This window comes from Aromatoleum toluclasticum ATCC 700605 (genome assembly GCF_000378245.1).
Taxonomy (GTDB): Bacteria; Pseudomonadota; Gammaproteobacteria; order Burkholderiales; family Rhodocyclaceae; genus Aromatoleum; species Aromatoleum toluclasticum.
The window spans coordinates 33978-57131 of record NZ_KB899514.1; the positions used below are offsets into that span (position 1 = coordinate 33978).

Genomic DNA, 23154 nt, shown 5'->3' on the forward strand with positions numbered 1-23154 from the left:
CTCGTGACCAATGGATTAAGCTTCGGTTACATGGCCCTACTCACAACCGGACACATGATCGACATGAAACGCACCGCACTCCTCGGACTCGCCACCCTGGCCCTCACGCTGGGGGCCTGCAGCAAGCTCACCGTCGAGAATTACGACAAGCTGAAGATGGGCATGACCTATAACGAAGTGAAGCAGCTGCTCGGCGCTCCGGACAAGTGCAGCGACCTGCTCGCGGTGAAAAGCTGCACCTGGGGCAACGACGCGCGCTACGTGCAGGTGAATTTCGTCTCCGATCAGGTCGTGCTGTTCAACTCCGCAAACCTGCGCTGAACTCCGTCCCGCCCCGCCGCCTGCGAACGGGTTCCGGGCGGGCACACAAATCATTACATTTGCACAAATCAATATTTCTAAAATAAAATTAATAGTCTCGATGCCTCTCCATCCTTCCGGATAAATCGCTCCCCCGCCGCTGTCGGAGGGAGATAGAACATCAAACCGGCTTCGGAGGACTCCCCCTGATGGACCTGCTGATCTGGCCGGACTGGCCACTGGCGCCTGGCGCCCTATTCCCCGTTGCGGTCGCCCTCGTGCTCACCGCCCTCGTGGGCGAAGCCGGCGGGCGCTTCGGCGTGCCGCGCGTAAGCGGCTATGCCCTCGCCGGCCTCGTGCTCGGCCCGCTCGTGCTGGGCTGGTTCGACACCAACGACCTGGCCGGCCACCGCCTCATCATCGATTTCACGATCGCGCTGGTGCTGTTCGAGCTCGGCATCCGGCTCGACCTGCGCTGGCTCGCCGCGAACCGCTGGGTCGTCGCGGCGAGCGCCGGGGAAATGGCACTGACCTTCGCCCTCACCTACGGCGCGTTGTGGGCCGTGGGCACCGGCGCGGGTATCGCGCTGGCCGTCGCCGCGATCGCCGTCGGTACTTCGCCGGTCATCCTCATGCACGTCAGCAACGAGCTGCGCGCCGCCGGCCAGACCACCGACCGCCTGCTCGCGCTGTGCGCCCTGAACGTCGCGGTGTCCGTGATCCTGCTGAAACTCCTCGTCGGCGCCCTTCACGGCGTGCACTCCGGCTGGCAGCTCGCGCTGCTCCACCCGCTCTACCTGCTCCTCGGCTCGGCGCTCGCCGGTGCGGTCATCGCCGCGGCCTATCTCGGCCTGCGCAAGCTGGTCGACCCGGCCACCGAACAAGGCCTTGTCGCGATGGTCGCGCTGCTGCTCGCCGCCATCGCACTGCTCAGCGCGCTGCGCCTGCCTACCGCGCTCGCGCCGCTGTTCGCCGGTGCCCTGATCAAGTGGCGCGACCGGCGCCCCCACCTGTGGCCAAAGCAGTTCGGCAGCTTGGGCGGCATCCTCGTGATCGTCGCCTTCATGCTCGCCGGTGCCGCCGTCACCGCCGGCGAACTCTTCGCCGGCGCCGCCATCGGACTCCTGGCCATCGCCGCACGCGCGCTCGGCAAGCTCGGCGGTGCGATGGCCTTCGGCCCGCCCAGCGGGCTCGACCTGCGCAAGAGCATCGCCCTCGGCGTCGGCCTGATGCCCCTGTCGATGCTCGCGCTGCTGCAGGCCGAGGATGTGCGCCTGCTGTATCCCGAATTCGGCGCCCGCCTGCTGCCAATCGTCATCGCGATGACGGTGGTACTGGGGCTCCTCGGGCCGATCGCGACCCGGCGGGCACTGATCCGCGTCCGCGAGACCCGCGGCGGAGAAACGTCATGAACCTGGAAAACTTTGCCTCCTCGCGCGCCCTGTCGCTGGGGGTCGAACTCGAACTGCAGCTCGTCAGCACGCACGACTACGATCTCGTCTCCTCCGCCGAGGATCTGCTGCGCGTGATGGCACGCAAGGACGTGCCGGGCGAGGTCAAGCCCGAGATGACCTGCTCGATGATCGAGGTGTCCACCGGCATCTGCAACGACTACGCCAAGGTCGCCGAGGAGCTCGAATCGCTGCGCGGCGCCCTCACGGAAGCCGCCCGCAAACTCAACATCGGCATCTGCGGCGGCGGCACCCACGCCTTCCAGGACTGGAGCGAGCGCCGCATCTTCGACAAGCCGCGCTTCCACTACCTCTCCGACCTGTACGGCTACCTCGCCAAGCAGTTCACCGTGTTCGGCCAGCACGTGCACATCGGCTGCCCGGGCCCCGACGCGGCGCTCTACCTGCTGCACGGCATGTCGCGCTACATCCCGCACCTGGTCGCGCTGTCGGCCTCCTCGCCCTACGTACAGGGCAAGGACACGGGCTTCCAGTCCGCCCGCCTCAACTCGGTGTTCGCGTTTCCGCTCTCGGGACGCGCGCCCTTCGTCGAGACCTGGCAGGAATTCGAGGCCTACTTCCGCAAGATGAGCGACACCGGCGTCGTCCAGAGCATGAAGGACTTCTACTGGGACATCCGCCCCAAGCCCGAATACGGCACCATCGAAGTGCGCGTGATGGACACCCCGCTCACCGTCGGCCGCGCCGCCGCGATCGCCGCCTACATCCAGGCGATCGCCCGCTACCTGATGATCGAGCGCCCCATCCGGCTCTCCGAGGACGACTATCTCGTCTACACCTTCAACCGATTCCAGGCCTGCCGCTTCGGCTTCGCCGGCACCTACGTTCATCCGGAAACGCATGAACACTGCACCATCGCCGAGGAAATCGAAGCCAGCTTCGCGCGCATCGAACAGCACGCCATCGAGCTCGGCTGCGACGGCCCGCTCGGCGAACTGCTGCGCCAGGTGCGCGAAGGGCGCAACGACGCGGCCTGGCTGCGCGAGCGCCACACCGCCGGCGCATCCCTGCCCGAACTCGTGATGGATCAGTGCGCGCGCTGGATGGGAGGAGACGCGATGTGAGCAGGGCGCCGCTGCGCATCGGCCTCTCGGCCCGCCTGCTGCACACGCCGCCGGCGGAACTCGGCTTTCCGGGTAAAACCCTGCAGTACCTGGAACAGTCGATGGCCCACTGGATCATGTCGCACGGCGCACTCGTCCTCATGGTGCCCACCATAGGCCAGCACCTCGGCCTGCGGCGGGCGCAGATCTCGGTGCACGACTACGTCAGCGCGCTGGATGGGCTCGTGCTGCAGGGCGGCGCCGACGTCAGCCCCACCACCTACCGCCAGGAACCGCTGCGCCCCGAATGGACCGGCGACCGCATCCGCGATCTCTACGAGATCGAGCTGCTGTGGGAGTTCGTCATCCAGGGCAAGCCCGTGCTGGGCGTATGCCGCGGCGCGCAACTCATCAACGTCGCGTGCGGCGGCACGCTGTGGCAGGACATCTCGGAATACGTGCCCGGCGCGGCCGCGCACCGCGATGTCGACCTCTACGACAAGCATCACCACGAGATCGACTTCGTCGCCGGTAGCCGCCTCACGACGCTGTATGACGGCACCGCCGGCGGCCTGGTGAACAGCATCCATCACCAGGCCGTGCGCGACCTCGGCTCCGACCTGCGCATCGAAGCCTACTCGCGCGGCGACAATGTCGTCGAGGCGATCCGCTGGCAGGGCAAGGGCTATCTCTTCGGCTGCCAGTGGCACCCCGAATTCCACGGCGGGGCCGGCGCCCTGCTCGACGGCAGCCCGATCCTGCAGGACTTCCTCGAAGCCGCCGAACGCGCCCGCAGCTAGCCGCGGGCTCCCGATTTCGTGCGCGCCGCCACCGCATTGCGCCCGCGCATGGCGACGACGCTGACCCCCACCAACGCGGCGGCGATGCACACCATGCCCAGGGACTCCATCGTGTCTGGCCGCTCGCCGAGCTCGACCCAGCCGCTCAGCACGCCCACCGCCGGCACCGCCAGCGAGGACAAGCCCGCCAGCCCGGCCGGCAGGCGGTCGAGGATGAAGAGCCACAACAGCCACGCCAGCGCCGTCGCGAACAGGGCGTTATAGGCCAGCGCGCCGACGAAATACGGTGTGATACGGGGCGGCTCGGACGGCAGCACCCAGGCAAGCACGCACAGCACCAGCGAACCGAGCAGCATCTGCCACGCCGTCAGCGACAGCAGGTCGACCTGCACCTTGGCGCGCAGGCGCTTCACCAGCACCGCGCTGATCGCCCACACCAGGCCGGCCGACACGCCGAGGGCCGCGCTGATCACGTCGCCACGCATCCGCCACGGCTCGAGCACCAGCACCAGCCCTGCGAGCGCGAGCGCGTTCGCCAGCCACTGGACCCCACGCATCCGCTCGCCGAGAAACATCCACGCCATCGCCATCAGCCAGAACGGCATCGTGTAGACCAGCACGGCCGTCTTGCCCGCACCGCCGCCCACCAACGCGCACTGCAGCAAGGCCGTGAAGGCGGCGGTCTGCAGCAGGCCCAGCCACAGCGTCGTGCCGGGCGCGACGAGCCGCAGCGAACGGCGACGCAGCGCGAGCACCGCGAACAGCGAAAGCGCGCCGATCAGCGTACGCAGCGCCGAGAAATCGAAAGGGGCTACGTACTGCATGACCCGTTTCATGACGACGTAGTTGTACCCCCAGATCAGGGACACCAGGAGCATGGCTCCACCGGCAAGGATCAGGCTACGGTCGCGATTCATTCGGCGCTTTCGGGAACAGGAAAATTCGACGGAATACACATTGTAGACACTTCGTTATTTTTTAGTATACAAACTTGTCGACAACAGGACCAACCAACGGCCCCCGTCATCTCGTTTCCGGATCGCGCACCGGTGCGCAGCGAATCGACCCGCCCGGCGATGCACCACGATCAAGCCCCACAACGGATCGCGCTGCACCGTCACGGTGCATCTTACCGATTTCAATGCACCATTCGCGGGACACTCGGGCCGCATTTTTGTGCATTGAAATTGCAAGCCTTTGATTTTTCGTGAAAGCAACTTTGGCACATCTGTTGCTATAACGCACCAGTCCAAGCCACCGGAGCACTTTGATGGAGCAGTTCAAGACTTCTGCGGATGTCCTTTTCGTGTTGCTGGGCGCCATCATGGTGCTCGCGATGCACGCGGGCTTCGCCTTCCTCGAACTCGGCACGGTGCGCAAGAAGAACCAGGTGAACGCACTCGTGAAGATCCTCAGCGACTTCGCGATGTCCACGCTGGCCTACTTCGTCATCGGCTATTCGCTCGCCTACGGCAACGGCTTCTTCGTGAACGCCGAGCAACTGGCCGCCAACTCCGGCTACGAGCTGGTGAAGTTCTTCTTCCTGCTGACCTTCGCCGCCGCGATTCCCGCGATCATCTCCGGCGGCATCGCCGAGCGCGCGCGCTTCGGGCCGCAGCTCGTCGCCACCTTCCTGATCGTCGGCATCCTCTACCCCTTCTTCGAAGGCATCGTGTGGAACGGCAACCTCGGCCTGCAGGACTGGCTCGAAGGCACGTTCGGCGCGAAGTTCCACGACTTCGCCGGCAGCGTAGTCGTGCACGCATTCGGCGGCTGGATCGCGCTCCCCGCGGTGCTGCTGCTCGGCGCCCGCCGCGGCCGCTACCACAAGAACGGCCAGATCTCGGCGCACCCGCCGTCGAGCATCCCCTTCCTCGCGCTCGGCGCGTGGATCCTCGCCGTGGGCTGGTTCGGCTTCAACGTCATGAGCGCCCAGCGCCTCGACGCCATCAACGGTCTCGTCGCGCTGAACTCGCTGATGGCCATGATTGGCGGCACCCTCGCCGCCCTCGCGGCCGGCAGGAACGACCCCGGCTTCGTGCATAACGGCCCGCTCGCCGGCCTCGTCGCGGTGTGCGCCGGCTCCGACCTCATGCACCCGCTTGGTGCGCTCGCCGTCGGCGCCATCGCCGGCGTCCTCTTCGTCAATCTCTTCACGATCGCGCAAAACCGCTGGAAGATCGACGACGTCCTCGGCGTCTGGCCGCTTCACGGCCTTTGCGGCGCCTGGGGCGGTATCGCTGCCGGCATCTTCGGCAGCAAGGCGCTCGGCGGCATCGGCGGCATCAGCTTCGGCGCGCAGCTAGTCGGCACCCTGGGCGGCATCGTGATCGCCCTGGCGGGCGGCACCCTCGTCTATGGCCTGATCCGCGCCACCCTCGGCCTGCGCCTCGACCCCGAGGAAGAATTCGCCGGTGCGGACCTCTCGATCCATAAGATCTCGTCGACCGCTGAGCGCGAGACGGCATGGTGACCACCGGTTAGGGAAAATAAAGCCGGCACCCGAGCGCTCAGGCCACGCGACAGCAGAGGGTGGCCTTGCGCGCCAGGGTGCCGCAGCGCGCCGGGAGCCGCCCGGCCGCTCTTGCGCTTGATCCGCCCGTGACGCTCAACCCGGAGCGGACTTGGCCGCCACCTTGGCCCGCGCCATGTGCAGCTTCCTGTAGCTGTCGATCAGGCGCTGATGCCGATCGAGCCCTTCCAGTTTCATGCTCGTCGGCGTCAGGCCGAAGAAGCGCACGCTCCCGTCCACCGATCCCAGCACCGCATCCATCCGCGGGTTGCCGAACATCCGCCGGAAATTGACCTCGTAATCGTCCAGTTCCAGCTCGTCGTCCAGCATCACCTCCAGCACCACGTTCAGTGCCTGGTAAAACAGAACGCGCTCGACCGTGTTTTCGTTATATTGCAGGAAGGCCTCCACCCGCTCCTTCGCCGCTTCAAATTGCTGCAAGGCGAGGTGGATCAGCAGCTTCAACTCCAGAATCGTCAGCTGACCCCAGACCGTATTCTCGTCAAACTCGATGCCGATCAGGGTAATGATGTCGGTGTAGTCATCCAGCTCGCTGTCTTCCAGACGTTCAAGCAGCGCCTCCAGGCCGGCATCGTCGAGACGATGCAGGTTCAGGATATCGGAGCGGAACGACAGCGCCTTGTTGGTGTTATCCCAGATCAGGTCTTCCACCGGATAAATTTCCGAATAACCCGGCACCAGGATGCGGCACGCCGTTGCGCCGAGCTGGTCGTACACCGCCATGTACACTTCCTTGCCCATGTCGTCGAGAATGCCGAACAAGGCTGCGGCCTCCTCGGCATTGGAGTCTTCACCCCGACCGGAAAAGTCCCACTCGACAAAATCGAAATCGGCTTTGGCACTGAAAAAGCGCCACGACACGACGCCGCTGGAATCGATGAAGTGTTCGACGAAGTTGTTCGGCTCGGTGACGGCGTTACTTTCAAAGGTGGGCTGGGGCAAATCGTTCAGGCCTTCAAAACTGCGCCCCTGCAGCAACTCCGTCAGGCTGCGTTCGAGCGCCACCTCCAGGCTCGGGTGCGCCCCGAACGAGGCAAACACACCGCCAGTGCGGGGGTTCATCAAGGTGACGCACATCACCGGATACGTCCCGCCCAACGACGCATCCTTCACCAGCACCGGAAAGCCCTGCTTTTCCAGCGCCTCGATGCCGGCCAGAATGCCGGGATACTTTGCCAGCACTTCGTGCGGCACGTCGGGCAGCGCGATTTCACCTTCCAGAATTTCACGCTTCACCGCCCGCTCGAAGATCTCCGACAGGCATTGCACCTGCGCTTCGGCCAGCGTATTACCGGCACTCATGCCATTGCTGAGGAACAGGTTGTCGATCAGGTTGGACGGGAAATACACCACCGCGCCGTCCGACTGACGCACATACGGCAGCGAACAGATGCCGCGCTGCACATTGCCGGAGTTGGTGTCGTACAAATGCGAGCCGCGCAGCTCGCCATCGGGGTCGTAAATCTTCCGGCAGTATTCGTCGAGGATTCCAGCCGGCAGCGCTTCGTCAGGGCCGGGTTCGAACCAGCGCTCATCCGGGTAATGCACAAACGCCGCGTCGGCAATATCCTCACCCCAGAACTGGTCGTTGTAGAAATGATTGCAATTCATCCGCTCGATGAATTCGCCCAAGGCCGACGCCAACGCGCTTTCCTTGCTTGCCCCCTTGCCATTGGTAAAACACATCGGCGACTGTGCATCGCGGATATGCAGCGACCACACATTGGGAACAAGATTGCGCCACGAAGCAATTTCTATCTTGATGCCCAGACCCGCCAAAACCCCGGACATATTGGCGATGGTCTGCTCCAGCGGCAGATCCTTTCCCGCGATATAGGTGCTCGTTCCGGAGTCCGCATCGAGCGTCAGCAAGGCCTGCGCATCGGCGTCCAGGTTCTTGACCTCCTCGATCACGAACTCGGGCCCGGTTTGCACCACCTTTTTAACGGTGCAACGCTCGACGGAGAGCAAGATCCCTTCCCGGTCCTTGGCCGAGATATCCTCCGGCAACTCGACCTGGATCTTGAAGATCTGCTTGTAGCGGTTTTCCGGATCGACGATATTATTCTGCGACAGGCGAATGTTGTCGGTAGGAATATTGCGGGTATCGCAGTACAGCTTCACAAAGTAAGCCGCACACAAGGCGGATGAAGCCAGAAAGTAATCGAACGGACCAGGCGCCGAGCCATCGCCCTTATAACGGATAGGCTGATCGGCCACCACCGTGAAGTCGTCGAAGCGGGCTTCAAGACGAAGCTTGTCGAGAAATTTAACCTTGATTTCCATGCGGGGATCCTGAAATAGCGCTCAAAAGCAGTTGCGCGCCATTATCGCCGTTTTCGCAGCGGAAAACCCGTGTTCTCGGCAGTTGGGGATCCGGGTATTGGCGCCGGCAGCAGCATGCACGGCCGCGATGAACACTCAAAGATCGGGCACAGGCACCACGAAGCCAAGCCCGACCCGCTCGATGAGCCCGACCTGCGCAAGCCGCACTTTTGCTGGCGTCGATCCCGCTGCCGCCGGTCGCCCGCCTGTCACCCGGCCGCACTGCTCAAGCTCTACATCTGCGGCCCGGCGACTCGGCCGAACCTGACAGTTGGCAGGTCGATGATGGGTAGCCGCTTCCGACCCACAGGAGACATTCGTTGACTTAGCTCCTAACGGCAGTTTTCTGAGTTAGTCGGCCTATCACGCCAGCCTGAAACCTTCTCGGCTGACCTGCCATAGGCATTGTTGTCGCCATGCGGTGGCGGTGCGTCGGATACGCGCTCGGGTTCGCGTCCTCTAGTTGCTCGGCAAGGCCTTGTCGCTATTATCTATGCTATCAAGCTTCTCGTTTATTTCCTGCCAGCACATCAATACTAAAAATGCGTAGGCCAATATAAGCAATGGGAGAAAAATATGTGCGCCGCGATTATGGCGAACCAGCCTTTCCGGCCTCGCGTAAATATAAACGCCTGTGTCGTAGGACATTCCGTCTCTTGCCGGGCTATCAAGAAACTCGTAAGCGAGTACACCGAAGGAGCTGTTGAAGTATACCCGTACGTGGTCGCCCGTCGTCAGACGCGGCGAGAAGGGGAATCCGCAAAGTATGAGTTGGGTTTTGAATCCGCAATGTACTTGTCGTGAACCAAACCCTCCATCAATAAAGTAAAGAGGCGCCAACAGCCTGCTCTTTCCTGAGCGCACTTCGCCTTCTTGCCTCCAAGTTCCGTCAAGAATCTCTAATGTTTCCTTTGGTGGAACGCCTCTCACGTAATAAGTGAGCAGTGGGCTCAGGAGGTATGAATATAAAATCGATAGGAAAATTAGTGTTACCCAACAAGGCAGCGGATTTATATTCGGGTGCCCCTTCAAAGCGAGTGCCTGCAGTAGGCGCCGAGTGATTGTCAATTTGCGCTCCAAAGCATCTTTCACTGGATATTGCTGCAAGCAACGCCGATACATTCAGGCTACCCGTGATCAACGTGATGCGGTGAGGACGTTGAAGCGGGGGCGACTCTCTGAAAGCGGTTCAGCATTAGTCTCCCGGTCAGATAGGCGCCTTGGGTAGCTGTTGCAGGCGCATGCATAATATCCCATTGGAATCAATCAGCAAATGCAAAGAAAAGCATTGTGGGCTGTCTTAGGGCACTTACTTAACATCAATAGCAGGGCGGATTACAGGTACCCGAGGGGGGGGGGACGCCCCGTCGGATCAAGTAACGTGACGAGGTTGTCTGGCCGGTTTCAGAACAAGTTGTCGTTCTATCGGCGCCAGTGTCGGAATGATGACTGTCCGGTTGTGGCCGGATACAGAATTTCAGGACTCGCGCCGGAAAGTTGGCGTTGCCGGACCATGAGTGACAAGAGTAATCGTCGGCTCCCGGCATACGGTGCGGCAAATGGGCGCCAGCACGAGTGGACGAGAACGGCGCGGAGACCAGGCTTGAGCGAGTTTGTTCTTTAGCCCCCGAGGCTGCGTCCTGATGTCCTGATACGCATCGCTGACATCGGGCAGATGTGGCGGCCGGCCGCTATATTTCGGGTGCGGAGAGGCAAAGCGCGTCACCGGGCGGCGCGGACCGGGACGAGATGCGCGGATGCGGGCCACACGCCGCGTTCCACTGCCCGTGCATTCTCGAACACCAGCCAGCTCTGCGCACCGTAGTGCGGCAGAGGGCGCAGCAGCGCCTGCAGCGCTTGCGCATCCCGCACCGACACCACGGCCACCGGCGCGGCAGCTGCGTCCGTGACGGTCCACACCTGGGCGCTGCCGCGGCCGGCCAGGCGCTCGGGCCGGGATGGCAGGCCGGCGCGCGCGAGCGCTTCATCCACGTCCGCGTGCAGGCCGGCCAGCAGCACCGGCTCGCTTCCGTGGGTGATTTCAGAGGGCGCGATGGTCTGCGGCTTCGCCTCGAAGAAGCGTTGGGCCAGCGCAGCGGCGGCCTCGCGCACGTGCGGCGCGGCGGAAGCCAGCGCCAGCCGGGGCGCCCGGGCGCCTATCCACTGCCGCAGGATGGGCGGCAGCTGCTCCGGCGCGAGCACGCGCCAGACTTGCAACTGCGGATCCAGGCGCACGCCTGCGGGCGGCGTCGCCACCTCCATCGTGACCACCTGGCGCTCGGCCGCGACGTCGATCCAGCGCAGCTCGCTGCGGTCGGGGAAGACGAGCTCCACCGGCAGGCGCAGCGCGTAGGCCGGCGCCTTTTGCTCCACCGCCAGCGACAGGCGGTGCCGGCCGCCTTCGCCGCGCGCCTCGGCACTGGCAATCCTGATCTCGGGGCCGCCGGCCCTTTCGAGCCATTGGTCGAAGAACACTTTCAGCGGGCGGCCCGAGGCGCGCTCGAAGGCCGCGCGCAAGTCGCTCCAGGAGGCGGTGCGGAAGCGCTGCGCCTGCCAGAATGCGCGGATGCCGCGCTGGAATGCGTCCTCCCCGATGAGGTCGCGGAGCATCACGAACAGCATCGCTGCCTTGCCATAGCCGACCGCCGCCGCGGCGCCATGGGTACGGGAGCGGAAATCGGCCAGCGGCTGCCCCTCGCCGGCAGGCACGGCGGCGAAATCGCGTAGCCATCCCAGCCGCATCGCGCGTGCCGCATCGGCGGACTCGGACGCCTTGTAGGCGTAGTCCGCCATGAAAGTGGTCAGCCCCTCCGACCAGTTGCCCCGCGCATAATCGACGTAGACGCCATTGCCCCACCAGTTGTGCAGCACCTCGTGCCCGAGCGAGGTGGCGCGGATGAACGGCAGCTTCAGCACCTCGGCGCCGAGGTAGGTCAGCGTGGGCATGCCGAAGCCGGTCGGCAGCGGGCTCGCCACCACCGAGAACTCGGTGAACGGATAGGGGCCGATCTCCTCGCCATAACGTTCGAGGTAGCGCCGGGTGTCGTCGAGGTAGCCGTCGGCAAGGCCGGGGGTCGCGTCGAGATCCCGGAAGAAATAGGTGCGCAGGCGGACCGGCGCCGCAGCGGTCCGCGCCATCATCCGCTCGCGCACGAGCCAGGGGCCCGCCATGAGGTCGATGCCCTCGGCGGGCTCGCCGAACTCGAAGCGCGCCCGGTAACGACCGGACCCGTGGCCCGATCCGTCGGTGGGCAGATCCTCGGACTGCAGGCGTCCGGGCACCACCGCGCGCTGGTCGGCCGGCACGCTCACGGTGACCCGGTACGCGAACAGGGCCGCCGGCCGCGGGTACCATGCGCCGCCCGCGGGCAGGAAGCTCCCCTGCGGCGAGGCCATGGGGGGCAGGCCTTGCAGCACGTCGCGGTGATCGAGTTGGGCGTCCAACGCGGGCAAGGTGCCGGCGTATTCGAGGTGCAGCCTGGCCGCAGTGGGCGGGAGCGCGACGTGCCAGACGCGGCTAGCCCCGACGTGTCCGCCCGCGCGGACCGGCAGTGGCGCGCCGTCGGCGGAGGCTGCGGTCACGTTCAAGGTTTCGTGCAGTTCGAAGCGGAAATCGCGCGTCGCCGGAACGATGTCCGCGCGCACGGCGAGGCGGCGGGTGCCGGGGTCAAGTTCGACCGCGAGTTCCAGGTCCGGTGAGCTCGCCCCCGCCACGGACGGGCTGGAGGCGAGGACGCCCAGCACGGCGAGTGCGGCGAAAATAGCCCTCATGGCGTGGCGGGAAACTTGACGACGAAGTCGAGCGTGTCGGCGCCGCGCTTCACCCGCAGCGGCAGCCAGGTGCCCGGCGGTTGCCCGCGCACCGCAGCGGACACGGCGCCCGTCTGCTTCACGGGCAGCCCCGCCACCTCGACGAGGCGGTCGCCGTCCTTGAGGCCGGTCCTGTCGGCCAGACTGCCGGCGGTGACTTCCGCAATGCGCACGCCGCCGCCGTCCTCGTCCAGGCGCACGCCCAGCCGCGGCGGCTCCCGCTGGGGCACCGCCTGCTTCGGCAGCGCGAACACGGCGTCGGCCAGGCCGGCGCGAAGCTGCTTGCAGTCGAAGTCGGCCGGCACGGGCAACAGGGTGCCGACGCGCGTAACACCGAGGTCGCGCAACTGGTGCGGCACGCCATGGCCGAAGCGGATATGGCCACTGCCCATGATGCCGACCACCAGCGGCTTGCCGGCCGCCGGTCCCGGGACCAGGTAGCGCGCCATCGCTTCCGCCATCGCGCGGTCCCAGGTGATCTGCGACTCGACGAAGTAGCGGAAGGCGGTATCGCTCCGCGTTGCCTCCGTGCCCTCCTTGCGGTTCCGCACAGGGTGCTCGCGGTACACGTCGAACAGAAAATCGCGGTAGGCCTCGGAGGGTGCCGCGGGGCGGCCCACACCTTCCCGCTGCGCGGGCGCAATCGCGTCCCAGCCCTTCTCGGCGATGGCCTGGTTGAGTTGTCCGTCGACATTCAGCGCGGCCATGCGGATGCGATTGATGCGGGCGAACTGGAAGAGCGGCAGATACAACTCGACCGGCATCTTCCACACCTTGCCCCAGTCGGCCTGCTCCAGGAACTCCTTGAGCGTGAGCTCGCCCGCTACCCAGCGGTCCAGCGCCGGCTGCACGCGCCGCGGGAACATCTCGAAGCCGATGACCATGTCCGGTCGCAGCGCATGCAGCGCCGCCAGCGCCTGGAGCTGCCAGCGATGGTCGTCGTCCTCGTCATGCTGCTCCCCCAGCAGGACGGCGTCGCGTTTGGCCATCTCGGCCAGAAGTGCCATGGCGCCCGTCGCACGCGGGCGCTCGCCGTCGAGGCTGCTCCAGCCGGCGGGGGTGAGACAGGCGGGGGCGACCTGGCCGTCCTGGCGGTCCTGGCCGATGGCCGCGCCAGCGAAAGCGGCCATTGCGAGGGCGACGGCGGTGGCAAACAGGCGAGCAAGGTTGGGTTTCATCGCTTTCCGGAAGAGCGGGACTTCCCTCTGATTGCGTCGTGGCGGCCGAATTCCCGAGCAGGGGGTGCACGAGCTGCACACCCCATGAGCTGCGCACCTATATCGTCGGCATGATCCAGCCCGGCGTCCCGGTCCGGAGTGCGCGCCAGACAAGGTGCCACAAAGCGCCCGTAGCCGGAAGCTTCGCGTCCGTGCATGGCAGCGTGATGAATCCGTGGTGCAGTCACCCTGCCGGATTGTGGCTACTCGCCGTCCAGCACGATCCCGGCGACATGGCGCCCGATCGCCATCGCCGCGGTGAGGCCGGGCGATTCGATGCCGAACAGGTGAATCAGACCGCGCACGCCGTGGCGGTTCGGCCCGTCGATGCGGAAATCCGCTTCCGGCATCCCCGGACCGGCGATCTTCGGCCGCACGCCGGCATATCCCGGCACCAACCGTCCGTCTTCGAGAGCAGGCCACCAGCTGCGGATCGCGGCGTAGAAGCGAGGCGCCCGCTGGAGATCGACGTCATAGGCGGGGCTGTCGATCCATTCGACGTCCGGTCCGAACTTCGCCTGACCGCCGAGATCGAGCGTCAGATGAACGCCAAGCCCGCCCGGTTCGGGGATGGGATAGATCAGCCGCGAGAACGGCGCCTTGCCGCTCAATGTGAAATACACGCCGCGCGCGAACCATGCGCGGGGCAGGTCTGCGGCGACCGGGCCGCGAATGCGATGGCCGAGCGCCACGGCGTCGAGCCCCGAGGCGTTGATGACCCAGCGCGCGTGCAACTCCATCTCGCGTTCACCGCCGACCTGCAGCACCATGCCATCGGCAACCGGGTAGCCGCCCAGCACCGGACTGCCGAATGCGACCATCGCCCCGTCGCGCTGGGCGTCGCCGAGTAGCGCGAGCATCAGCGCGTGGCTGTCCACGATGCCGGTCGAAGGCGACAACAGGGCCGCATGGACGTCCAGCGCAGGTTCGAGCGCAGCCACGGCCGCGCGATCGAGCTCGCGCAGGTCGGCGACACCATTGGCTTCGGCACGCGCGCGGATCTGCCGCAGCGCATCGGCCTGTTCGGCGCGCGCGGCGACGATGAGCTTGCCGCAGCGCGCATGGGCGATCGCGCGCTCGTCGCAGAACGCGTAGAGCAGTTCGCGCCCTTCGACACACAGCCTCGCCTTGAGCGAGCCCGGCGCGTAGTAAAGGCCGGCGTGGATCACTTCGCTGTTGCGCGAGCTCACGCCGGTTCCGAAAGTCGGTTCGCGCTCGAGCACGAGGACTTCGCGCCCCGCGGCGGCGAGCGCGCGGGCGCAGGCGAGGCCGACGACGCCGGCACCGATCACGACGCAATCGATGGTGTCCACACATTCCTCCACGAATTCAGGGCGGTGTTGCCGGGGCACGTATGGATTTCGCGCGATGCAGGCCACTTGTGCGCGAATCGCCAGAAGGTCGCCGAGGCCGCACGCACAGAACGGACAAAAATACGCGATTTCCCCTGCGCGCGGCGATCAAGCTGAAGCACTTTCCCGCCGTTCGACTAAGGTACGAGAAGCGGCGACGACAGTCGCGCACCCCCACCCCCGACGAAAAGGAGAGATCATGCCTAACGGTACCGTCCGCCTTCACCGCGTGCTGCGCGCAAAACCCGAGAAGGTCTACCGTGCCTTTCTCGATGCGGAGGCCCTCGCCCGATGGCTGCCGCCCAACGGCTTCACCTGCAAAGTAGATCAGCTGGACGCCAGGGTGGGCGGCAGCTTCCGGATGGCGTTCCGGAATTTCAGCACGGGCAACGGCCAATCCTTCGGCGGCAGCTATCTGGAGCTCGTTCCGAACGAGCGCATCCGCTACACCGACAAGTTCGACGATGCCAAACTGCCGGGCGAGATGGTGACAACGGTCAGCCTGCGTGCGGTGGCCTGCGGGGCGGAGGTGAATATCGTGCAGGAAGGCATTCCGGAAGCCATTCCTGTGGAGTTCTGCTACCTCGGCTGGCAGGAGTCGCTCGAACATCTGGCGCGACTGGTCGAGCCTGAAATTCCGGATTGAAGTCCCGCCCCGGGTTCGCGGCCTGACACGCATTTGTCATTGAACGGGAACTCAGGCCGCCACCTTCTGCGGACGCCGCAAGGCATGGCTGACGGCATAGCCGAACACCAACCCCCAGAACGCGCTGCCGATACCGAACAGCGTGAGACCCGATGCGGTGACGAGGAAGGTAACCACGGCCGCATCGCGTTCTTCCTCATGGGCGAGCGCCGTGGTCAGGCTGCCGGCGATGGTGCCCAGCAGCGCGAGTCCGGCGATGGCGACGACCAGGGCCTGGGGGAAGGCGCTCAGCAGGCTTGCGACCGTTGCGCCGCCGATGCCGGTGAGCAGGTAGAAGCCGCCCGCCCACACCGCGGCGAGGTAGCGCCGGGCCGGGTCGGGATCGGCGTCGCGGCTCATGCAGATGGCGGCGGTGATCGCGGCGAGGTTGAACGAGAAGCCGCCGAAGGGCGCGAGCACGACGCCGGTGACGCCGGTCCAGCCGAGCAGCGGCGAGGCCGGCGTGGCGTAGCCGTTGGCGCGCAGCACCGCCAGGCCGGGCACGTTCTGCGTGGCGAGCGTGACAACGAAGAGCGGCAGGCCGACGCCGATCAGCGTCGCGAACGAGAAGCCGGGCGTCATCAATTCAGGGGCCGACAGTTGCCAGCGGATCTCGCCGGTGGCAATGCTGCCGCTCGCCGCGGCGACCACCAGGCCGGCGAGGAAAGCGAGCGGCACGGCATAGCGCGGCCACAAGCGGCGCGCGGCGAAGAACACGACGATCATCGTCCCGACCAGCGCGAGGTTGTTGCCGAGCATGGAAAACGCACCGAGGCCGAAGCGCAGCAGGATGCCGGCGAGCATCGCCGCCGAAAGCGACGGGGGCACGTGACGCATGATGCGCTCGAAACCGCCGCTGAAGCCGAGCACGGCCATCAGCACGGAGGCGAACAGGAAGGCGCCGATCGCCTCGCGCATCGGCACACCGACGAGCCCGGTGGCCAGCAGCGCGGCACCCGGCGTCGACCACGCGGTGAGGATGGGCGCGCGGTAGCGCAGCGACAGCGCGATGCAGGTGACGCCCATGCCCAGCCCGAGCGCCCACAGCCATGACGCGAGCTGCGATGGCGTGGCGCCTGCGGCGTGGGCCGCCTGGAAGACGATCGCGGCCGAGCTAGTGTAGCCGACCAGCACCGCGATGAAACCGGCCGCGACGTGCGGAAAATGGCGGACGATGCCCGATGCGGCGTATTGGTTGCCCATGCTTCGCCCTTTCTGGTTTAATCGGATAACTGTGCGCTATAACGCACAAACAAAGCCTAGCAGCGTGCGCCATAACGCACAAGCGCGCACAAACGCGTACAAGCGAAAAACCCGGGCACGACTCACATGCCGAAGAAAGAGAACGTCGCCACCGCCACGCCCGCAGTTGCCGATCATCTGGCCGCGACCCTGCGGAGGCTGCGTGCCGAGCGCGGCTGGAGCCTCGACCGTGCCGCCGGCGAGACCGGCGTCAGCAAGGCCATGCTCGGCCAGATCGAGCGCGCGGAATCGAGTCCGACGGTGGCGACGCTCTGGCGCATCGCCTCGGGCTTCCGGACGCCGCTGTCGGCCTTTATCCAACCGCCGGTGCATCACGAGAAACCGGCATTCCGCTCCGCTGGCGCTTTGCGCGACCGGCCGGCGAGCGACGCGATGTGGGTGGCGCCGCTCTTCCCCTACGACGCGCAACTGGGGTTCGAGATGCTCGAACTGACGCTGGCGCCGGGCTACGAGCGGCATTCCGAGGCGCATCTCGCCGGCGTCGTCGAGCATGTGATCGTCGTCCGCGGCGCGATGGAGGTGCTGGTCGACGGATGCTGGCACACCCTGAACGAAGGCGAGGCGGTGCGTTTTCCGGCAGACCGGCCGCACGGCTACCGCAACCTCGGGAGCGAGCCTGCGGTTTGCCACAATCTCATCTGCTATACGGGAATCGCGGTCCCTGAAGCCGCTCGCCCGGCTGCCGATGACCTGCGCGGCGTGATCGGCAAGTCCGTGCCGGGCCGATAACCCGCTCCCTCCGCATTTGCGCCCCTACGAAAGCCGACGCCTGGTTTCGTCGCGATACGCGCGCGGAGCCGCTCCCCGGATTGAACTGTTGCGATATTCGCAACCGTATATTTGCGATTGTTGTCTATTTTACCGGGAGCCGTGCACGTAAAGTTCGCCCAACGCCGCGAGCAAACTAATGAGCAAGCGGCTGGAAGAATCACCCCATCCGCTATCCACAAGGAGTCTTCACATGCACAAGTTCGCCAAACTCTTCGCCGCCATCGCGATCTCGACCGCCGCTGCCGCGCCCGCGCTGGCTGCCCCGGAAACCTACGCGGTCGACGGCACGCACACCTTCCCGCGCTTCTCGTACAGCCACTTCGGCATGTCGACGCAACTTTCGCGCTTCAACAAGACCAGCGGCACGGTGACGCTGGACAAGGCGGCCAAGACCGGCGCGGTCGATGTCGTCATCGACACGACTTCGGTCGACACCGGCTTCGCGGACTTCAACGGCCACATCCAGGGCGAGGACTTCCTCGACACCACCAAGTACCCGACCGCGACCTTCAAGTCGACGAAGGTGAATTTCCAGGGCGACAAGCCGGTGAGCATCGACGGCAACCTGACGATCAAGGGCGTGACCAAGCCCGTGTCGCTGAAGGTCACCAACTACGTCAACATGCCGCACCCGATGCTGAAGAAGGACACGATCGGCGCCGACGCAACCGTCGTGATCAAGCGCAGCGAGTTCAACGCCGGCAAGTTCGCCCCGCACGTGGGCGACGACGTGACGATCACCCTCTCGCTCGAAGCGATCAAGGGCTGAACGACCCCTTGACCGGGCATGGGCGCCCTTCGCGGCGCCCATGCCCGGAAGCTTCCGCCGGCCGGGATGTCGAACCGGCCGCGGGAGCGAGGTCCGCAGCACGAGCATCGTCCAGCAACGGGGACATCCATGAACGACGCATTCCGGCACCTCCCCGAACTGTGCGACCGGATCGTCGGCGCGGAAGTGTCCGGGTTGCGCATCACGGACGAAATGCTCGCCGCGTGGGATGTCCAGGCGCTCGCCCGCGGACTCGGCAGGGCATGGCGGGTATCGGACGGAGCGCTCGACGCATCGCGCCGCGCCACGCTTTCAGGCATCGCCGACTCGCAGGATCTGTGGGTCTTCGCCTACGGATCGCTGATGTGGGATCCGGGCTTTCATTTCGCCGAGGTACGGCGCGCCTCGCTGCCGGACTACCAACGCCGCTTCACGCACACGACCACGATCGGGCGCGGATCTCCCGAACACCCGGGCCTGGTCCTGTCGCTGGAACCCGGCGCGGGACGCTGCGATGGTCTGGCCTTCAGGATCGAACGCGCGATCATCGAGCGGGAATCCCGCATCATCTGGCGCAGGGAAATGATTCTGGGCGGATATCAGCCCCGGATCCTGCCCGTGTCGACGCCCCAGGGCACCGTTGACGCCCTGGCGCTGATTTCCGATCCTGCGGATGAGCGCGGGGCACCGGAAATGCCGCTCCATGAAGTGGCAACCGTGATCATCCATGCCTGCGGCAATCGCGGCACGAATCTCGATTACCTCCGCCAGGTCGTGGAGCAGCTCGACCGCCTGTGCGTGACGGACGACTATGTCAGGCGCCTCGCCTGTCTTGCCGGCATCGGCCCTCGCGGCGGGTGCCCGACCACGCCGGCGGGTTGCGGAAACTGAGGGCTTTGCACGCGCGCGAAGACACGTGCGCGACCGTGAAAACCGGGAGAGACTCACCGCTCGAATCCTGAGCCGTCGGGCGAAGCTCGATGCCCCTACCACAGGCACGGAGCCCCCCCCCGAGCGAAGACAACGTCGCACTTGACACACGACGAGGCGCACCTACAATTGCGAGTGATTCTCATTTTCACTTGGAGATCACCATGCAAACCGGATTTCACGACGAAGCGCCCTCTCACGACCAGTTCGCGGTCCTCACGGGTACGTTGGTGCATCTGTCGACCTACCTGCAGTCAGGTTGCTCACGCTCGCTGCACGTCGCACGCCTGCTGCTGCAGCGGCTCGATGAAGAATCGGTGGCCGACGATGGCATCCAGGCGTTCTGCCACCTGCTCGAAGAAACCGTGGTAACGGCCCGCGCCGCACACCGCCCCGCATGACTCGGCGCACCCGCGCATTGCACGGCCTTGGCTTCGAATTCGCTTCCGTAGCGCTGTTTCGTGAATTCGCTCGGCAAACTGCGTCGGCAGCGCCTTCCCCACGAATTCATCCAACCGATCCACAACAAGGAGCACTCCTTGTCTCGCTACGCCGGTCCCCGCCTGAAGATCCTCCGCGCCCTGGGCACTGAACTGCCCGGCCTGTCCCGCAAGTCACCGGCCGAGCGCAACCGTCCCCCGGGGCAGCACGGACGGAAGCAAAAGCATACGTCCGACTTCGGCATCGAACTGATCGAAACGCAGAAGCTGCGCTACGCCAACTTCCCTCGCGCTACCCCGCGACGCGCAAGCCTGCCGTGGCCCATGCCATCATCGACCACCTTCGCATGATCGGTGGCGATGCACGGCTGGCTCCCGCGCTACGCGAATGCGCGCAGGCGCTGGTCGACGACTGGCAGGGCGACGCCATGCTCAGCGGCGACGCCTCGCCCTCTTCTCCACGCAGTTACTACTGAAGGGAACGCAATGCCTCCCCACCCCGATCCGAGCGCCCTCCTGGCGTCGATCCTCAAAGTCATGACACGGCACGCGGAAACGGGGTGCCCCAAGCTGGCCCAACTGGTCGCACGCGAACTTCAGGTGCTCATCCAGCTCAGTGCCGACGACCCACTGCTCGGAGCAACCGCCCGTCATCTGGCTCAACGCTGGCAGCTCATGGGCACGACGGGAGCATCGTCGGGGACCTCCGTGCACTGAGCACGCACGAGCACCACCCACTGGTACAGCACCCTCGCCCCCGGGTGTCTGCACGGCTTCCGGCGCTTTTCGACTATCGACCTACCTAGCGATGGCTCGCCCCGGCTTCTTCATGGAAAGCCACCACGTGGTTGGCATCGACACGAATACCAATCCACTCGCCCAGTGCGTAGTCATGATGGCTGGGCACGAGCGACAATACCCGAGCACCGCTCGGGAGTTGCAGGGTGTATAGAAATTCCGCGCCGCGAAAGGCTTTTCCTGCCACCAGCGCCCTCATGTCGGCCGTCTCGTCGCATACGACGTCGTCGGGACGCAACAGAACATCCACGTCGCAGCCGGACGGGCAGCCGGCGATGCATTTCTCTGGAACATTCCCATCCAGAATGCCCAGTTCAATCGCCACTTGCCGAGGGCCAAGGACTCTGCCGGGTAGCAGCACCCCCTCCCCGACAAAATCTGCCACGAACCGATTCGCCGGCCAGTGATACAGGTTGTACGGGGTATCCCACTGCTCGATCCTGCCCGCCTGCATGATGCCGATCTCGTCGGCGACGGCGAAGGCCTCGCGCTGATCGTGTGTAACGAGGATGGCGGTCGTATTGCTGGCCTTCAGAATTCCGCGCACTTCGAGGGCGAGACGTTCGCGCAGTTCGGCGTCGAGATTCGAGAAAGGTTCGTCGAGCAACAGGAGTTGCGGTTGCGGCGCAAGCGCGCGGGCTAGAGCGACCCGCTGCTGCTGCCCACCTGACAGTTCATGAGGCCACGCCTCCTCGATTCCCGCAAGTCCGACTGCTGCAAGCACCTCGGCAACGCGCACCCGCCGTCCGGTGGCATCGCGGCCCCGCAGACCGAACGCCACGTTGCCCGCGACCGTGAGATGGGGGAAGAGCGCATAGTCCTGAAACACCATGCCGCAATGACGTCCCTCCGGCGGCAGATGCGTGCCCCCGCTGCTCACAACCAGGTCATTCAGATAAATTTCCCCGGCAACAATCCGCTCGAATCCTGCAATGCAACGCAGCACAGTCGTTTTCCCGCAGCCGGATGGACCGAGCAGGCAGGCGATCCCGCCGCGTTCGACACCGAACGACAGCGACTCCAGAACGCAGCGGCGAGCGTACTCATGGGCAACATTCGTCAGGAGCAGAAGTGGCATCGGGCCGGCCGCGAAATGGGGCAACACAGAGTTTAAACGCGAACGAGACGCATTGTCATTATTTCGCGCTGCACACCACCGAAGTCGGAGAGCAATGCGGACCGCGCTGACGAAAGCGGGCAGGCACCAAAATCATCGGCTTTCCTGATATTCGATGCGTAATACGTCTCATTACGTTCTTCGTTTGCAGGTGGCCTACTCTGAAGCAGGCGTCCGAATCCTTCTGGCGCCGACAACTGTGAGGTGAAAGCCATGAAGGGCGACAAGACCATCCTGGGCCACCTGAATTCCCTGCTGGCCGGCGAGCTCACCGCTGCAGACCAGTATTTCACGCACTCGCGGATGTACGACAACTGGGGGTTCCCCAAGCTTCACGAGCGCGTCGCGCACGAGATGACCGAAGAGCTGGGCCATGCGTCCCGGCTCATCGAGCGCATCCTGTTCCTCGAGGGGGTGCCCGATCTTTCCAAACGCGAGCCGCTGCAGATCGGCCAGGATGTGCCGACGATGCTGAAGAACGACCTCGCGCTGGAACTGAAAGTCGTCAAGCACCTGAAGGAGGTCATCGCGCACAGCGAAAAGGCGAAGGATTACCAGACGCGCGAGATTCTCGAGAGCATGCTCGCCGACACCGAAGAGGACCACACGTGGTGGCTGGAAAAGCAGCTCGGGCTGATCGACAAGGTTGGACTTCAGAACTATCTGCAGTCGCAGATGTGAGTTACCCCCACGCGGCCGGGTAAGGATCGGGAGCGGCCGCCCGGCGGTTTGCCTGCCGTGCCCAAAGGCAGGTCGGGTTTTCCTGCGCCCTCGGCCGCGCGGGAGCGATGCGGCCGGGCAAACCCAGGAGGCGTCCCGAATGCAGCGGTCGCCGCGCGCCCGCACAACTGCGAACGACTCGTACTTGCGCTTCAGGCCGCCGCTTTTGTCGAATCCCGGTCGTCGCACTTTGATGGCTGCACCGCTGTCTACGTTGCAGGTAGGCGAGAGGGGAGAGTCATCATGCGCGCACGAACCGCCGCCGCGTTGATCACCTTGGCCGCGGCATTTTCGACACCGGTAGCTGCGGAGATCACCGTAAGCTTCGTCGGCCCCCAGACCTATACCGATGCCGGCGGATATGGACCCGACGCCGAGCGCAACCTGCGCATCCTCGACCGCCACATCACCACCCAGGGCGCGCGCTGCATCGCGAAGAACGCCCTGCTCCGCATCGACATCCTGGACGTCGACCTCGCCGGCCAGAACGAATGGTGGCACGCGGGCGCCTACGACCTGCGCGTCATGCGGGACATCACCTGGCCGCGACTCGACCTTGCCTACCGCTGGCAGGACATGTCCGGAAACGTGCTCGCCGAGGGACGGGAGAAGGTCTCCGACATGAACTACCTGTGGCACAGCGCCTACGTGCGCAACGACAGCGATGGCCTGCCCTACGAAAAGCTCATGCTGCGCGATTGGTTCGAACGACGCTTCTGCCGTGCAGCCGCGCCCGGATAACCATCCCGCGATCGGGCGACGCGCCCGCGTGCATCAGTGCTGATCCGGAGGGGAGCGCCCGCGCAGCT

23 protein-coding genes are annotated in these 23154 nt (G+C 65.3%); 15 read left to right on the top strand and 8 right to left on the bottom strand.

What is annotated here, in order from left to right:
* Positions 1-63: 63 nt before the first annotated feature.
* The 4 genes from F464_RS0125730 (at position 64) to F464_RS0125745 (ending at position 3615) form a co-directional block, all read left to right on the top strand.
* Positions 64-321 (top strand): DUF3862 domain-containing protein, encoded by a 258-nt coding sequence (locus F464_RS0125730; RefSeq protein ID WP_157354196.1) that lies wholly within the window; start codon positions 64-66, stop codon positions 319-321.
* Between the two features lie 188 nt (positions 322-509).
* Positions 510-1712: a cation:proton antiporter gene (locus tag F464_RS0125735; protein WP_018992747.1), complete on the top strand. Its 1203-nt coding sequence runs from the start codon at positions 510-512 to the stop codon at positions 1710-1712.
* Positions 1709-2836, top strand: a complete 1128-nt coding sequence (locus F464_RS0125740) for a YbdK family carboxylate-amine ligase (RefSeq protein ID WP_018992748.1) — start codon at positions 1709-1711, stop codon at positions 2834-2836. The genes F464_RS0125735 and F464_RS0125740 overlap by 4 nt, the downstream gene beginning before the upstream one ends.
* Positions 2833-3615, top strand: coding sequence for a gamma-glutamyl-gamma-aminobutyrate hydrolase family protein (locus tag F464_RS0125745; protein ID WP_018992749.1), 783 nt, complete (start codon positions 2833-2835; stop codon positions 3613-3615). The genes F464_RS0125740 and F464_RS0125745 overlap by 4 nt, the downstream gene beginning before the upstream one ends.
* Here F464_RS0125745 and F464_RS0125750 read toward each other — a convergent pair.
* Positions 3612-4532: a DMT family transporter gene (locus F464_RS0125750; RefSeq protein ID WP_018992750.1), complete on the bottom strand. Its 921-nt coding sequence runs from the start codon at positions 4530-4532 to the stop codon at positions 3612-3614. The genes F464_RS0125745 and F464_RS0125750 overlap by 4 nt on opposite strands.
* Positions 4533-4885: 353 nt before the next feature.
* Here F464_RS0125750 and F464_RS0125755 point away from each other — a divergent pair, with 353 nt between their 5' ends.
* Positions 4886-6088 carry an ammonium transporter gene (locus F464_RS0125755; RefSeq protein ID WP_018992751.1) on the top strand — a complete coding sequence of 401 codons (1203 nt, stop codon included), beginning with the start codon at positions 4886-4888 and terminating at the stop codon, positions 6086-6088.
* Positions 6089-6223: 135 nt separating this feature from the next.
* Here F464_RS0125755 and F464_RS0125760 read toward each other — a convergent pair whose 3' ends face one another.
* From F464_RS0125760 to F464_RS0125775, 5 genes are all read right to left on the bottom strand, one after another.
* Positions 6224-8434: an OsmC domain/YcaO domain-containing protein gene (locus F464_RS0125760; protein ID WP_018992752.1), complete on the bottom strand. Its 2211-nt coding sequence runs from the start codon at positions 8432-8434 to the stop codon at positions 6224-6226.
* Positions 8435-8932: 498 nt separating this feature from the next.
* Entirely contained in the window at positions 8933-9565 is a 633-nt protein-coding gene (locus F464_RS31215; RefSeq protein WP_157354199.1) for a hypothetical protein, read from the bottom strand.
* A gap of 630 nt (positions 9566-10195) precedes the next feature.
* On the bottom strand, positions 10196-12244 hold the full coding sequence (locus F464_RS0125765; protein ID WP_018992753.1) for a M1 family metallopeptidase: 2049 nt from the start codon (positions 12242-12244) through the stop codon (positions 10196-10198).
* Positions 12241-13461, bottom strand: a complete 1221-nt coding sequence (locus tag F464_RS0125770) for a ChaN family lipoprotein (RefSeq protein WP_018992754.1) — start codon at positions 13459-13461, stop codon at positions 12241-12243. Before F464_RS0125770 ends, F464_RS0125765 begins: the two co-directional genes overlap by 4 nt.
* Before the next feature lie 242 nt (positions 13462-13703).
* Positions 13704-14813 carry an NAD(P)/FAD-dependent oxidoreductase gene (locus F464_RS0125775; protein WP_018992755.1) on the bottom strand — a complete coding sequence of 370 codons (1110 nt, stop codon included), beginning with the start codon at positions 14811-14813 and terminating at the stop codon, positions 13704-13706.
* Between the two features lie 238 nt (positions 14814-15051).
* On the opposite strand from F464_RS0125775, the gene F464_RS0125780 reads away from it, so the two are divergent.
* Complete coding sequence (locus tag F464_RS0125780) at positions 15052-15498, top strand: SRPBCC family protein (RefSeq protein ID WP_018992756.1); 447 nt, start codon at positions 15052-15054, stop codon at positions 15496-15498.
* A gap of 51 nt (positions 15499-15549) precedes the next feature.
* On the opposite strand, the gene F464_RS0125785 is transcribed toward F464_RS0125780, so the two are convergent.
* The gene (locus F464_RS0125785) at positions 15550-16740 is read right to left on the bottom strand and encodes a benzoate/H(+) symporter BenE family transporter (RefSeq protein WP_018992757.1); all 1191 of its coding nucleotides are present in this window, start codon (positions 16738-16740) and stop codon (positions 15550-15552) included.
* 126 nt (positions 16741-16866) lie between these two features.
* On the opposite strand from F464_RS0125785, the gene F464_RS29625 reads away from it, so the two are divergent.
* The 7 genes from F464_RS29625 (at position 16867) to F464_RS0125820 (ending at position 20427) form a co-directional block, all read left to right on the top strand.
* A complete protein-coding gene (locus tag F464_RS29625) occupies positions 16867-17529 on the top strand; it encodes a helix-turn-helix domain-containing protein (RefSeq protein ID WP_018992758.1) in 663 nt (220 codons plus the stop codon).
* Between the two features lie 232 nt (positions 17530-17761).
* Positions 17762-18340: a YceI family protein gene (locus F464_RS0125795; protein ID WP_018992759.1), complete on the top strand. Its 579-nt coding sequence runs from the start codon at positions 17762-17764 to the stop codon at positions 18338-18340.
* Positions 18341-18358: 18 nt separating this feature from the next.
* The gene (locus tag F464_RS29630; RefSeq protein ID WP_198292347.1) at positions 18359-19231 is read left to right on the top strand and encodes a gamma-glutamylcyclotransferase; all 873 of its coding nucleotides are present in this window, start codon (positions 18359-18361) and stop codon (positions 19229-19231) included.
* A 203-nt stretch (positions 19232-19434) separates the two neighbouring features.
* The gene (locus tag F464_RS29635) at positions 19435-19671 is read left to right on the top strand and encodes a hypothetical protein (protein ID WP_018992761.1); all 237 of its coding nucleotides are present in this window, start codon (positions 19435-19437) and stop codon (positions 19669-19671) included.
* A 60-nt stretch (positions 19672-19731) separates the two neighbouring features.
* The gene (locus F464_RS0125810) at positions 19732-20061 is read left to right on the top strand and encodes a hypothetical protein (RefSeq protein ID WP_018992762.1); all 330 of its coding nucleotides are present in this window, start codon (positions 19732-19734) and stop codon (positions 20059-20061) included.
* Entirely contained in the window at positions 20028-20186 is a 159-nt protein-coding gene (locus F464_RS30770; RefSeq protein ID WP_198292348.1) for a hypothetical protein, read from the top strand. The genes F464_RS0125810 and F464_RS30770 overlap by 34 nt, the downstream gene beginning before the upstream one ends.
* A gap of 61 nt (positions 20187-20247) precedes the next feature.
* On the top strand, positions 20248-20427 hold the full coding sequence (locus tag F464_RS0125820; protein WP_157354204.1) for a hypothetical protein: 180 nt from the start codon (positions 20248-20250) through the stop codon (positions 20425-20427).
* A gap of 85 nt (positions 20428-20512) precedes the next feature.
* Here F464_RS0125820 and F464_RS0125825 read toward each other — a convergent pair whose 3' ends face one another.
* Positions 20513-21586, bottom strand: coding sequence for an ABC transporter ATP-binding protein (locus F464_RS0125825; RefSeq protein WP_026296334.1), 1074 nt, complete (start codon positions 21584-21586; stop codon positions 20513-20515).
* Between the two features lie 252 nt (positions 21587-21838).
* On the opposite strand from F464_RS0125825, the gene bfr reads away from it, so the two are divergent.
* Together bfr and F464_RS0125835 are read left to right on the top strand one after the other, a co-directional pair.
* Positions 21839-22306: a bacterioferritin gene (gene bfr, locus F464_RS0125830; RefSeq protein WP_018992766.1), complete on the top strand. Its 468-nt coding sequence runs from the start codon at positions 21839-21841 to the stop codon at positions 22304-22306.
* A 282-nt stretch (positions 22307-22588) separates the two neighbouring features.
* A complete protein-coding gene (locus F464_RS0125835; protein WP_018992767.1) occupies positions 22589-23086 on the top strand; it encodes a DUF3016 domain-containing protein in 498 nt (165 codons plus the stop codon).
* Positions 23087-23154: the final 68 nt, after the last annotated feature.

Coding starts and splice junctions, on each gene's coding strand:
- F464_RS0125740 (WP_018992748.1), top strand. CDS start 1,709: ATGAACCTGGAAAACTTTGCCTCCTCGCGCGCCCTGTCGCTGGGGGTC.
- F464_RS0125835 (WP_018992767.1), top strand. CDS start 22,589: ATGCGCGCACGAACCGCCGCCGCGTTGATCACCTTGGCCGCGGCATTT.
- F464_RS0125770 (WP_018992754.1), bottom strand. CDS start 13,461: ATGAAACCCAACCTTGCTCGCCTGTTTGCCACCGCCGTCGCCCTCGCA.
- F464_RS0125795 (WP_018992759.1), top strand. CDS start 17,762: ATGCACAAGTTCGCCAAACTCTTCGCCGCCATCGCGATCTCGACCGCC.
- F464_RS0125735 (WP_018992747.1), top strand. CDS start 510: ATGGACCTGCTGATCTGGCCGGACTGGCCACTGGCGCCTGGCGCCCTA.
- F464_RS29630 (WP_198292347.1), top strand. CDS start 18,359: ATGGGCGCCCTTCGCGGCGCCCATGCCCGGAAGCTTCCGCCGGCCGGG.
- F464_RS0125820 (WP_157354204.1), top strand. CDS start 20,248: ATGACACGGCACGCGGAAACGGGGTGCCCCAAGCTGGCCCAACTGGTC.
- F464_RS29635 (WP_018992761.1), top strand. CDS start 19,435: ATGCAAACCGGATTTCACGACGAAGCGCCCTCTCACGACCAGTTCGCG.
- F464_RS0125760 (WP_018992752.1), bottom strand. CDS start 8,434: ATGGAAATCAAGGTTAAATTTCTCGACAAGCTTCGTCTTGAAGCCCGC.
- F464_RS0125755 (WP_018992751.1), top strand. CDS start 4,886: ATGGAGCAGTTCAAGACTTCTGCGGATGTCCTTTTCGTGTTGCTGGGC.
- F464_RS0125750 (WP_018992750.1), bottom strand. CDS start 4,532: ATGAATCGCGACCGTAGCCTGATCCTTGCCGGTGGAGCCATGCTCCTG.
- F464_RS29625 (WP_018992758.1), top strand. CDS start 16,867: ATGCCGAAGAAAGAGAACGTCGCCACCGCCACGCCCGCAGTTGCCGAT.
- F464_RS0125785 (WP_018992757.1), bottom strand. CDS start 16,740: ATGGGCAACCAATACGCCGCATCGGGCATCGTCCGCCATTTTCCGCAC.
- F464_RS0125780 (WP_018992756.1), top strand. CDS start 15,052: ATGCCTAACGGTACCGTCCGCCTTCACCGCGTGCTGCGCGCAAAACCC.
- F464_RS0125825 (WP_026296334.1), bottom strand. CDS start 21,586: ATGCCACTTCTGCTCCTGACGAATGTTGCCCATGAGTACGCTCGCCGC.
- bfr (WP_018992766.1), top strand. CDS start 21,839: ATGAAGGGCGACAAGACCATCCTGGGCCACCTGAATTCCCTGCTGGCC.
- F464_RS0125765 (WP_018992753.1), bottom strand. CDS start 12,244: ATGAGGGCTATTTTCGCCGCACTCGCCGTGCTGGGCGTCCTCGCCTCC.
- F464_RS0125730 (WP_157354196.1), top strand. CDS start 64: ATGAAACGCACCGCACTCCTCGGACTCGCCACCCTGGCCCTCACGCTG.